Below are 9,409 nucleotides of genomic sequence, written 5' to 3' on the forward strand. Positions count from 1 at the left end.
GGTTACAGGGTGGCGTGCGCGTGGCTGCAGTAGTCGTGGCCCTTGGCCTGCACGTTTTCGGAGGCCGGATAATAGACGCCGCAGTGGGCGCAGCACAGCATCAGCTCGGCGTCGGGCAGTTCGGCCACCCGGCCAGGCGGCGTAAAGGGATTGGGCTGCTGCCGCTGTTGCTGCTGGGCGCGCTGCTGCAAGCTGCGAATCTTGCTGCGGATCGCGAACACCACCAGGAACACCAGCGCCAGCCAAAACAAAATACGGGTCATAAATATCCTCGGTGCAAAACCACTTCCAGTACAAAACGGCTGCCGACATAGGCCAGCAGCAAGGTGGCAAAACCGGCCAGGGTAAATGTCAGCGCCGTCTTGCCGCGCCAGCCGCGAAAGCGCCGTCCGGCCAGCAGCACGGCAAACAGCAGCCACGACAGCATGGTAAATACCGACTTGTGATCCCAGGTCAGGGCCTTGCCAAATAATTGTTCGGAAAATACGATGCCCGACAGCACGGTCAGGCTCAGCAAGATGAAGCCCAGGCCGATCATGCGGAACAGCAGCTTTTCCATCGTCAGCAGGGCCGGCAGCTGGTCCAGCGCGCCCGACAAGAAGCCGCGCCGCTCGCTGCGCGTGTGCAGGCGCGATTCCTGCAGCGCCATCAGCACGGCGTGAAAAGCGGCAATCGTCAAGGTGCTGTAGGCCAGCACGGCCACCGTGATATGCCAGCCGAATACGGCCGATTTGCCTTCCAGCACCACCTGGTTGCCGGGAAAGGCCCAGGCCAGGCCGATCGCCAGCACGGCGCAGGGCATGACCATGCGGCGCAGGCCGTCCAGGCTGAAATTGCGGTTCTCTATCCAGTAGGCGCCCACCGATACCCACAACGCGGCCGACAGCATGGCGGAAAAACCGAAGCGCAAGGTGCCCGGCGCCATCAGGTCGAACCACAGGGTGGCGCCGTGCGACAGCCAGGCCAGGCCGGTCAGCGCGGCGATCAGCCTGCCCTGCGACGAGGGAAGAAGCGCGCACACCGCATACGCCACGGCGGCAAGGAAAAAGAAATAAGTCTGCATGTTTTAAGTTTACACCATAGCCGGCCAGCGCGAATCGCGCAGCGGCACGCACGGCTGCCGGCAGCGCTAGCGCGCAATGCGAAAGAACCTGCCATGATATCGCGCCTGAGGCTGGACCGGGTGGCCCGCTCTCAAGATTTCGGCAATCTTTCCTGCAGCGCCGGACATTGCTTAAAGAGGCGATTATCGTTAGGCTGGCGCCATCACCGCTTTCTGACTGCCTTGCCATGCCCTCCTCCAGCCTCGACGATAAATTGTGTTTCCAGCTGTACGCCACCTCGCTGAAAATGACCCAGCTCTACAAGCCGATGCTCACCGCCATCAATCTGACGTATCCGCAATACCTGGTCATGCTGGTGCTGTGGGACCAGGAAGGCCTGGGCATCAAGGACCTGGCCGAGCGCCTGCAGCAGGATTCGGGCTCGATCACGCCGCTGGTCAAGCGCCTCGAAGCGGAAGGTTATCTGCTGCGCGCACGCGATCCGCGCGACGAGCGCAACCGCGTGCTGACCCTGACGCCGGCCGGCCGCCAGCTGCGCCAGGCCAGCAGCGCCATCGACCAGGCAATTGCCGACAACTGCAGCGTGATCGCGCCGGAATTCGAGGTCATGATGGAAGGCTTGCGCAAGCTGAACGCCAGACTGGGCGGCTGAGGATGCAAGCCATGTCAACTTTCCCTCAAAAATATATTGCGCACTAATGATTAGTGCGCTATTCTTCTTGCATCGACTGGCCGCGCAGCTTCCGGCAACACGCAGGCAACACGGCAAGGTTGATCTTACCGGTCATTTTTTTTGTTAATTACTTAGCGCGCTAAATAATAGTAAGCTATAAACCAAGGAGTCCTGCCATGTCGTCCATCCCTTTCAAAGCTTCCCTGCTCGCCGCCGCCATCGCCTCCGGCGCCGCCTTCGCTCCCGCCCATGCGGCCGCACCAGCACAGCAAAATGCCGACACCACCGTGGTGCTGGTGCATGGCGCCTTTGCCGACGGTTCCAGCTGGGACAAGGTGATCCCCTTGCTGCAGGCCAAGGGCTTGAAAGTGGTGTCCGTGCAAAATCCGCTGACCTCCTTGGCCGACGATGTGGCCGCCGCCCAGCGCGTGATCGACGCGCAGACCGGCCGCGTGATCCTGGTGGGTCACTCCTGGGGCGGCACCGTCATCACGGAGGCGGGCACCAGCGACAAGGTCAAGGCGCTGGTCTATGTGGCGGCCTTTGCGCCGTCCGAAGGCGAGGCATCGGGCGAGCTGGGCAAGGATTATCCGACGCCGCCGGGCATCGCCACCCTGACAGCGGACGCCGCCGGCTTCCTGTATCTGCCGGCCGAATCGGTGCGCGTCAATTTCGCCCAGGACCTGCCCGCCGCGCAGACGCGCTTGATGGCCGCCACCCAGGGTCCGATCCACGGCAAGGCGTTTGCCGACAAGACCACCGTGGCCGCCTGGAAAAACAAACCCAGCTATTACATCGTGGCCGGCAAGGACCGCATGATCGCGCCGGAACTGGAACAGGCGTTCGCCAAGAAAATCAACGCCACCACCACCGTGCTGCAAACCAGCCATGTGCCGATGCTGTCGCAACCGAAACAGGTGGCCGAGGTGATTTTGGCGGCGGTGGCCAGGCGTTAAACAAGGGCCGCCGCACCAGACAAAGTGCGGCGGTTTTTTGACTGCCTGTTATTTGACGTTCAGGCTTTTCTTGGCCTGATCGAGCAAGTCGGTCTTGACCCAGTCCTTGGCCACCGGTGGCTTGCTCATGCGGCCCACGCCGGTTTTCACCATCACGTCGGTGGTGGTCTGGATATGCTCGGGCGTGATGTCGTAGGAATATGGCGAATTGCTGATCGCGTCGTCAAAGTCATCCTTGGTGATCTGGTTGCGGAACACCACTTCGCGCACGTATTTTTCGGCCGTCGGCTTGTTGTCGATAAAGGTCTTGGTGGCCTCGACAAAGCAGCGCATGAATTTCTCGGCCACCGGACGGCGTTCCTTGTAGAATTTTTCCGTCATCACCATGGTGCGCACCGGCTCGCCGATCGGCGTGTCGTACGGTTTGATCACTTCGGTGCCGAAGCCCTTGTTGATCGCCTGCGACGATTGCGGTTCCGACTGCATCATGGCGTCGATATTCTTGCCCATCAGCGCCTGGTTCAGGTCGGCATAGGCGAGGAACACCAGCTGCACGTCCTTGCCCTTGGTTTCCGAATACGTCAGGCCCGCCTGCGACAATTCCGCCAGCAGCAGCACTTCCTGGATGCCGCCGCGCGTGACGCCCACGCGCTTGCCTTTCAGGTCCTTGACGCTGGCAATCTTTTGCCCGATACCGCCCACCAGGCGCGCGCCGCCCTTGGCAAAGCCCGCCACCACATAGATGGGCGCACCACCGGCGCGGCCGGAAATGGCCGCCTCGGAGGCTGTCGCGCCCACGTCCAGTTCGCCGGCGATAATCGCCTGCATCACGTCCAGGCCCTTGGCGAAGATATGCTCTTCGACCTTGATGCCGCACTTGGGCGCGATTTCCTTGATATACGACACGGCGCCGTAGTGGGCGAATTTCAGATTGCCCAAACGAACGACCTCCTGGGCCTGGGCCGCGCCCATGCTGAACGTCAGCATGACGGCGGTGGCGATGGTGGTTTTCAAGATATTGTATTGACGCATCTGCTTCTCCTGTCTCACGGTGATGGGGATGCCTGGCTTGCAGGCAAGGAAACACTGCTTTTTTATTATGCAGAGATAGTACCGTGTGTTAGAGCAGGAGCAACAGTTTTTTATGGCAAGGTCAAAACTTTGTGCGCAAGGCCAGGCTGGCATTGCGCGGCGTGCCATAGTAATTGCCCAGGAAGGTGCTGCCCAAGGTTTTGTAATAGGTCTTGTCGAGCACGTTGTTGACGTTCAGGGTCAGCGTCCAGCGCGGATCGATGCGGTATTCGGCCATGGCGTTGAGCAACAGATGGCCGCCCTGGGTAAAGTCGAACGACTGGTACTGGCCGGCCGCATCGAGCACCGAGCCGCTCACATACTGCCGGCTCTGCACGCTGGCCACGCCGCCGACCTTCCATTGCGCCAGGGCGCCAGGCAGCACGTATGAGGTGGCCACCTTCAGCAGGTGTTTCGGCGTGATGCTGCTGTAGGTGTCGCGCGTGCTGTCATCCTTCGTGTGGTTGTAGGTGTAGCCGGCGCTCAGTTGCCAGCCCGGCAGCACTTCGCCGCCCACTTCCAGGTCCATGCCGCGGCTGGTCACTTTGCCTTGCGGCAGGTAGCAGCAATTGGTGTTCCACAAACTGGTGCTTTCCGGATAGCGGGTGTCCAGCACGGCCGTGCCCGTGCGCTCCACATTGAAGACGCTCAGCGTGGCGTTCAGGCGCCCATCGAGCAACTCGCCCTTCACGCCGCCCTCGTAGCTGGCGCCTTTCACGGGCGCGAGCGAAGTGCCCGGCGGCGGTCCCATCATGCTCAGCGCCTGCGGCTTGTAGATGGCAGAGTAGCTGGCATAGGCCGACCAGCGCGCGTCGATGTCATAGATGATGCCGCCATACGGCGTCACCTTGGTCGGCTCGCCGAACGCGGTGCGCGAATACACGCTGCGCTGGCCGGCCGGATCGATATCCCAGACCGTCTGGTCGAAATCATAGCGGCTGGCGCGCGCGCCGGCGATCACGTGCAGACGGTCGGTCGGATGCAGGCGCAGCACGCCATACGCGCCCTTCTGCACCTGGCCCCACGGTTGATACAAGGTGTCGGGATTGGCGTTCAACGCGGGATTCCACGGCTGCGGATCGAACACGCTGGTCGAGACGGTGCCATTGCCGGCAAACGCGCCGCTTTGCCAGTGGCTGCGCACGCGCTGCCAGTCCACGCCCAGCAGCAGTTCATGGCTGCGGCCCAGCAGCTTGAACGGGCCGCTCAGGTTCAGGTCGACCAGGTCCTGCTTGTTGCCCGCATCGATATGGCCGCCGCGCCAGAACGGATTGGCGCCCGTCGCGGGGTCGACGGCGCCGCCCAGGAAGGCCCAGTTGCGCGCCAGTGCGTTTTCCACATGCGTGACATTGAGCTTGGCCTTCCAGCGGTTGGCGAACTGATGTTCGAACTGCGCAAACACCTCCTTGTTTTCATCGTCGGTGTAGGCCCAGTCCGGCGTATTGTTGGCGCCGCGCCGCAAGCCCAGGCTGCGCCCGTCCGCATAGCGCTGGATGCCCGCCACGTCGCCATTCTGGTGCGACTTGCCGTAGATGGCGCCCACGGTCAGCAGGCTATCCTTGCCCAGGTCCGCCTCCAGCACGCCGTAGATGGCCGGCTTTTCGATGCTGTAATGGTCGAGGAAGGAATCGCCCTTCTGGTAACTGAGCACGGCGCGGCCGCGGATGCGGCCATCGTCCGTCAAGGGCGCGCTGGCGTCGAGTTCCGTGCGCACCGTGTTCCACGAACCGGACGACAGCAGGGCCGATACCTGGCGCTGGGCCAGCGGCTTCTTGCGCACGATATTGATGATGCCGCCCGGGTCGCCCATCCCGCCCAGCAGGCCCGATGCGCCGCGCATCATCTCGACGCGGTCATAAAAGGCCATGTCCTGCTGCGGGCTGTAGGTATAGGCGCCCAGCGCCAGCGGCGCGCCGCCATCGACCTGCATGCCGGTGATCAGGAAGCCGCGCGAATAAAAGTCGCCCGCGTTATTGGCCACCACCACGCCCGGCATCAGCGCCATCGCTTCGCGGATGTCGCCGACATTCTGGTCGTCGAGCAGCTGGTGCGTCACCACCGAGACGGACTGCGGAATCTCGCGAAACGACTGGTCGGTCTTCGAGGCGATGCTGGTGACGCGGCTGGTGTACGAGCCCGTACCTTCCGTACTGCCATCGACGGCGCGGCGCGCGCGCACGCGGATCACGGCCAGCATCTGTTCCTCGCTGGCCGCTGCGGTAGTGGTAGTGGCCGCCGTGGGCGCCGTCTTTTGCAAGGTATAACTGCCATCGCTGCGGCCAACGATTTCCAGGCCGCTGCCGGCCAGCAGCAAAGTCAAGGCTGCGCGCGCCGTGTAGCTGCCGTTCAGCGCAGGGCTGCTCAAGCCGGCCGTGAGGGCGGGATCGAACGACAGCGCGATGCCTCGACGGCCAAGGCGGACAGGTTGCGGCCCAGCGGGCCGGCCGGCAATTGCACGCTGTGCGCGGCGGGTGCGTCAAGCGAGGCGGCGCTGGACGATGGCGCCAGGCTCAACAGCGCAAGGTGGACGGCGAGACAAACCAGGGAGTGACGTGGTGTTGCGGGCATGGCGTATTCCTTTATGGGCGAGGGTGTCATTCCCCTTGCCAGCCAGGCGCGAAAAAAGTGTCAGCGTTTTAGAATTATTTTTCAGGCGGCGCCAGGGTCACCCAATAGCCGCCCAGGCGCGTGCGCGCCAGCACGGGATAGGTCGACACCAGCATCACCAGCGCCGCATCGGTGTCCGCAATCGGAAAGGCGCCCGAGATGCGCACATTGGCCACCTGCGGATCGCAATGGATCACGCCCGGGCGGTAGCGCGCCAGCTCCTGCGCGAAGTCGGCCAGGCGCACATCATCGGCCAGCAGCATGCCGCGCCGCCAGGCCAGCGCAGCCGCGTCCAGCATCTGCGGCCGGCCGATGGCGCTCTGCGTGAAGACCACCTGCTGGCCGGCGTCGACGATGCGCGGCGCGGCGCCGGCCTGCGGCGTGATGCGCACGCGGCTTTCCTGCACCGCCAACTGCGTGCGGCCCTCTTCCTGGCGCACCGAAAACACCGTGCCCAGCGCTTCCAGCCGGCCTTGCGCGGTCTGCACGACAAAGGGACGGCCTTGCGCATCGGGCGCCGTGCGCACGGCGATCTCGCCGCCGCGCAGCAGCAGCAATCGCCGCTGCGCATCGAAGCGCACGTCGAGGGTGGTAGCGGTGTTGAGATGGACACGGCTGCCATCGGCCAGCACGATCTCGCGCCGCTCGCCGGTGGCCGTATGGTAATCACTGCGCCAGGCCGATTGATCAAACAGCAGCCAGGCGCCGGGTACGGTCGCCAGCAGGGCCGCCAGTTTCAGCATGGCCGCGCGGCGCGCCGGCGAGCGGCTTCTGTCCAGCGCCGGCATCGCCAGTTCCGGCGGCAAGCCGCCCAGTTTGCCCAACAGTTTTTCCGCCCTGCTCCAGGCGCGCGCATGCTCGGGACTGCTCAGGCGCCAGCGCTCGCAATCGCGCCGCTGCTGGACGCTGGCGTCGCCCGCATGCAGCTGCATCAGCCAGTCGGCCGCCTGCTCCAGCACCTGCGGATCGATGGGCGCACCCGCCCCCGCGCTAGTCATCGGCCAACTGCAGACACGCCAGGAAAGCCTGTTTCATATAGCGCTTGACGGTGGCCAGCGACACATTCAAGTGCAGCGCAATCGCGTCATACGTCAGGCCGTCGAGCTGCGACAGCAGAAAGGCGCGCCGCACCAGGGACGGCAAGGCGTCGAGCATGGCGTCGACCTGGTGCAGCGTTTCCAGGATCAGATACTGTTCCTCGCACGACGGCGCCTGCGCTTCGGGCAACAGCGCGATGGCGTCCAGGTAGGCCCGTTCCAGCGCCTGGCGCTGGTACCAGTTGACCAGGATGCCGCGCGCCACCGTGGTCAGATAGGCGCGCGGCTGGGCGATGGCGCCGAGATCGCGCCGGGCCAGGATGCGGGTGAAAGTGTCCTGCGCCAGGTCGGCCGCATCCGCCACATTCCCCAACTTGCAGCGCAACCAGCCCTGCAGCCAGCCATGGTGCTGCTGGTACAGCGCGCGGGCGGTTTGCAGGGAGGAAGAGTGGTCGTGCTCGTCGTACTCGTACGATAGGGGAGAGCCGGCAGCCGGCATGGGGTACCAATGCAAATAGGAATTATTCTCATTGTAGCTGGAAGCAGAATGCTGGCGCAATGGCTGGCGGCGATGACAGGTTGAACGCACGCGTTTTTACAACAAAATCGATATCACAAAAATGTTTAAAAAATCACCATGCCAGCACCGGGCTGGCGGACCTGGCCCCATGGCCCCACGCTGGACTAACACTCGCCGAGGGCGAAGTTGACCGCTGCCCGGGCATGCAGCGCTGTCGTGTCCAGCAGCGGAAGTTGGCTGTCATCCTGGCCGATCAACAACGTGATCTCCGTGCATCCCAGAATCACGGCATCCGCACCCCGGCGCGCCAGGGAATGGATGATGCTTTGACAGGTCTTGCGTGAGCTGTCCCGAATGACCCCGGCGCACAACTCTTCATAGATAATCTGGTGTACCTCGGCACGCTCTGTCTCGTCCGGCACGAGCACCTTTACGCCATATTGACGTTCCAGGCGCTCGCGGAGAAAGGCTTGCTCCATCGTGTAGCGCGTACCGAGCAGGCCAAGCACCGATACCTTGCTTTGCCTGGCAGCCTCGCCAACCGGATCCGCAATATGCAGGAAGGGGATCGGTACTGCGGCAGCAATGCGATCTGCGACCTTGTGCATGGTATTGGTACACAGCACGATGCAGTCAGCCCCGCCCCGATGCAGGCTGCGCGCGGCGTCTTCCAATGCAGCTGCCGCATCGTCCCAGCGTCCGTCTTGCTGCGCCTGCTGGACCGGACCAAAGTCCATGCTGTACATCAGCACTCTGGCAGAGCGTAGTGGTCCCAGCCGCTTGCGCACTTCCTGATTGATCAGCTTGTAATAGGCGGCGCTCGACTCCCAGCTCATGCCGCCTATCAGTCCAATGATCCGTAAAACCTGGTCTTGCTGATGTGTTAATGTATTCATGGTATGCGTGAGTGGAAGGGGAGCGCCATCTTGATGTGTGAACAACTGGCACAGACAATACCGAGGCATGACGAACCGGTCTATCATGAAATTTCAATCTGCTGACATGCGGGTGGAGCTGTTGCCGGGAAAGGCCTACAGCGTCCGCAACGCTCCCGGTGAATACTCGCTGGGAATCGCACTGCAACGACAACAAGGCGTGCATGCCATCGGCACTGACCGCAGGACCGATTTTGATACCTGGCCAGGCACATTGGCCCATACACCGCCAGGCGTCGATGTTTTTTCGGAATCGGAAACGGGTGGCGAGTACCTGATCGTGCGCTGGGCATCCACTGCCGAATTGGATGTCCATGAGTTCGATAAGGCCGCAAATCGGCGCCACCAATGGACAGGCCATGCCGCGGCGCTGCGCCGTGCCCGTCATCTGCGGCGATTGCTGCTCGCGGCGGAACGTGATGAGCTTGCGGTGGAACAGGCAATGCTGGCACTCGTCAATGTGGAGCGCAAAAAAACTAGGTCAGCACATTTAGCTCATCGCACAGTTTCTCCAGTCCCGCCAGATAGTGGGCGGGATCCTTGCGG

Annotated in this window: 10 protein-coding genes and 1 pseudogene; 3 read left to right on the forward strand and 8 right to left on the reverse strand. The window is 62.9% G+C overall.

Annotated features, from left to right (window positions below):
* Positions 1-2: 2 nt before the first annotated feature.
* Together ACP7B7_RS18405 and ACP7B7_RS18410 are read right to left on the reverse strand one after the other, a co-directional pair.
* Positions 3-263, reverse strand: a complete 261-nt coding sequence (locus tag ACP7B7_RS18405; RefSeq protein ID WP_308924437.1) for a PP0621 family protein — start codon at positions 261-263, stop codon at positions 3-5.
* A complete protein-coding gene (locus ACP7B7_RS18410) occupies positions 260-1,063 on the reverse strand; it encodes a cytochrome C assembly family protein (protein ID WP_426077600.1) in 804 nt (267 codons plus the stop codon). The genes ACP7B7_RS18405 and ACP7B7_RS18410 overlap by 4 nt, the downstream gene beginning before the upstream one ends.
* A 227-nt stretch (positions 1,064-1,290) precedes the next feature.
* On the opposite strand from ACP7B7_RS18410, the gene ACP7B7_RS18415 reads away from it, so the two are divergent.
* On the forward strand, positions 1,291-1,716 hold the full coding sequence (locus ACP7B7_RS18415; protein ID WP_308924435.1) for a MarR family winged helix-turn-helix transcriptional regulator: 426 nt from the start codon (positions 1,291-1,293) through the stop codon (positions 1,714-1,716).
* Between the two features lie 197 nt (positions 1,717-1,913).
* The gene (locus tag ACP7B7_RS18420; RefSeq protein WP_426077602.1) at positions 1,914-2,693 is read left to right on the forward strand and encodes an alpha/beta fold hydrolase; all 780 of its coding nucleotides are present in this window, start codon (positions 1,914-1,916) and stop codon (positions 2,691-2,693) included.
* Between the two features lie 48 nt (positions 2,694-2,741).
* On the opposite strand, the gene ACP7B7_RS18425 is transcribed toward ACP7B7_RS18420, so the two are convergent.
* The 6 genes from ACP7B7_RS18425 to ACP7B7_RS18450 all read right to left on the reverse strand — a co-directional run bounded on the left by ACP7B7_RS18425 (position 2,742) and on the right by ACP7B7_RS18450 (position 8,824).
* Positions 2,742-3,680, reverse strand: a complete 939-nt coding sequence (locus tag ACP7B7_RS18425) for an ABC transporter substrate-binding protein (protein ID WP_426077612.1) — start codon at positions 3,678-3,680, stop codon at positions 2,742-2,744.
* Between the two features lie 166 nt (positions 3,681-3,846).
* Positions 3,847-6,129 carry a TonB-dependent siderophore receptor gene (locus ACP7B7_RS18430; protein ID WP_426077603.1) on the reverse strand — a complete coding sequence of 761 codons (2,283 nt, stop codon included), beginning with the start codon at positions 6,127-6,129 and terminating at the stop codon, positions 3,847-3,849.
* On the reverse strand, positions 6,126-6,332 hold the full coding sequence (locus tag ACP7B7_RS18435; RefSeq protein WP_308924432.1) for a hypothetical protein: 207 nt from the start codon (positions 6,330-6,332) through the stop codon (positions 6,126-6,128). The genes ACP7B7_RS18430 and ACP7B7_RS18435 overlap by 4 nt, the downstream gene beginning before the upstream one ends.
* A 74-nt stretch (positions 6,333-6,406) precedes the next feature.
* A complete protein-coding gene (locus ACP7B7_RS18440) occupies positions 6,407-7,369 on the reverse strand; it encodes a FecR domain-containing protein (RefSeq protein ID WP_426077604.1) in 963 nt (320 codons plus the stop codon).
* Complete coding sequence (locus ACP7B7_RS18445; RefSeq protein WP_426077605.1) at positions 7,362-7,907, reverse strand: sigma-70 family RNA polymerase sigma factor; 546 nt, start codon at positions 7,905-7,907, stop codon at positions 7,362-7,364. The genes ACP7B7_RS18440 and ACP7B7_RS18445 overlap by 8 nt, the downstream gene beginning before the upstream one ends.
* A 185-nt stretch (positions 7,908-8,092) precedes the next feature.
* Entirely contained in the window at positions 8,093-8,824 is a 732-nt protein-coding gene (locus ACP7B7_RS18450; RefSeq protein ID WP_426077606.1) for an aspartate/glutamate racemase family protein, read from the reverse strand.
* 85 nt (positions 8,825-8,909) lie between these two features.
* Here ACP7B7_RS18450 and ACP7B7_RS18455 point away from each other — a divergent pair.
* Positions 8,910-9,409: pseudogene (locus ACP7B7_RS18455) on the forward strand (hypothetical protein); the annotation flags it as partial.

It is taken from the genome of Janthinobacterium sp. PSPC3-1 (assembly GCF_049896105.1).
Lineage (GTDB): Bacteria > Pseudomonadota > Gammaproteobacteria > Burkholderiales > Burkholderiaceae_D > Janthinobacterium.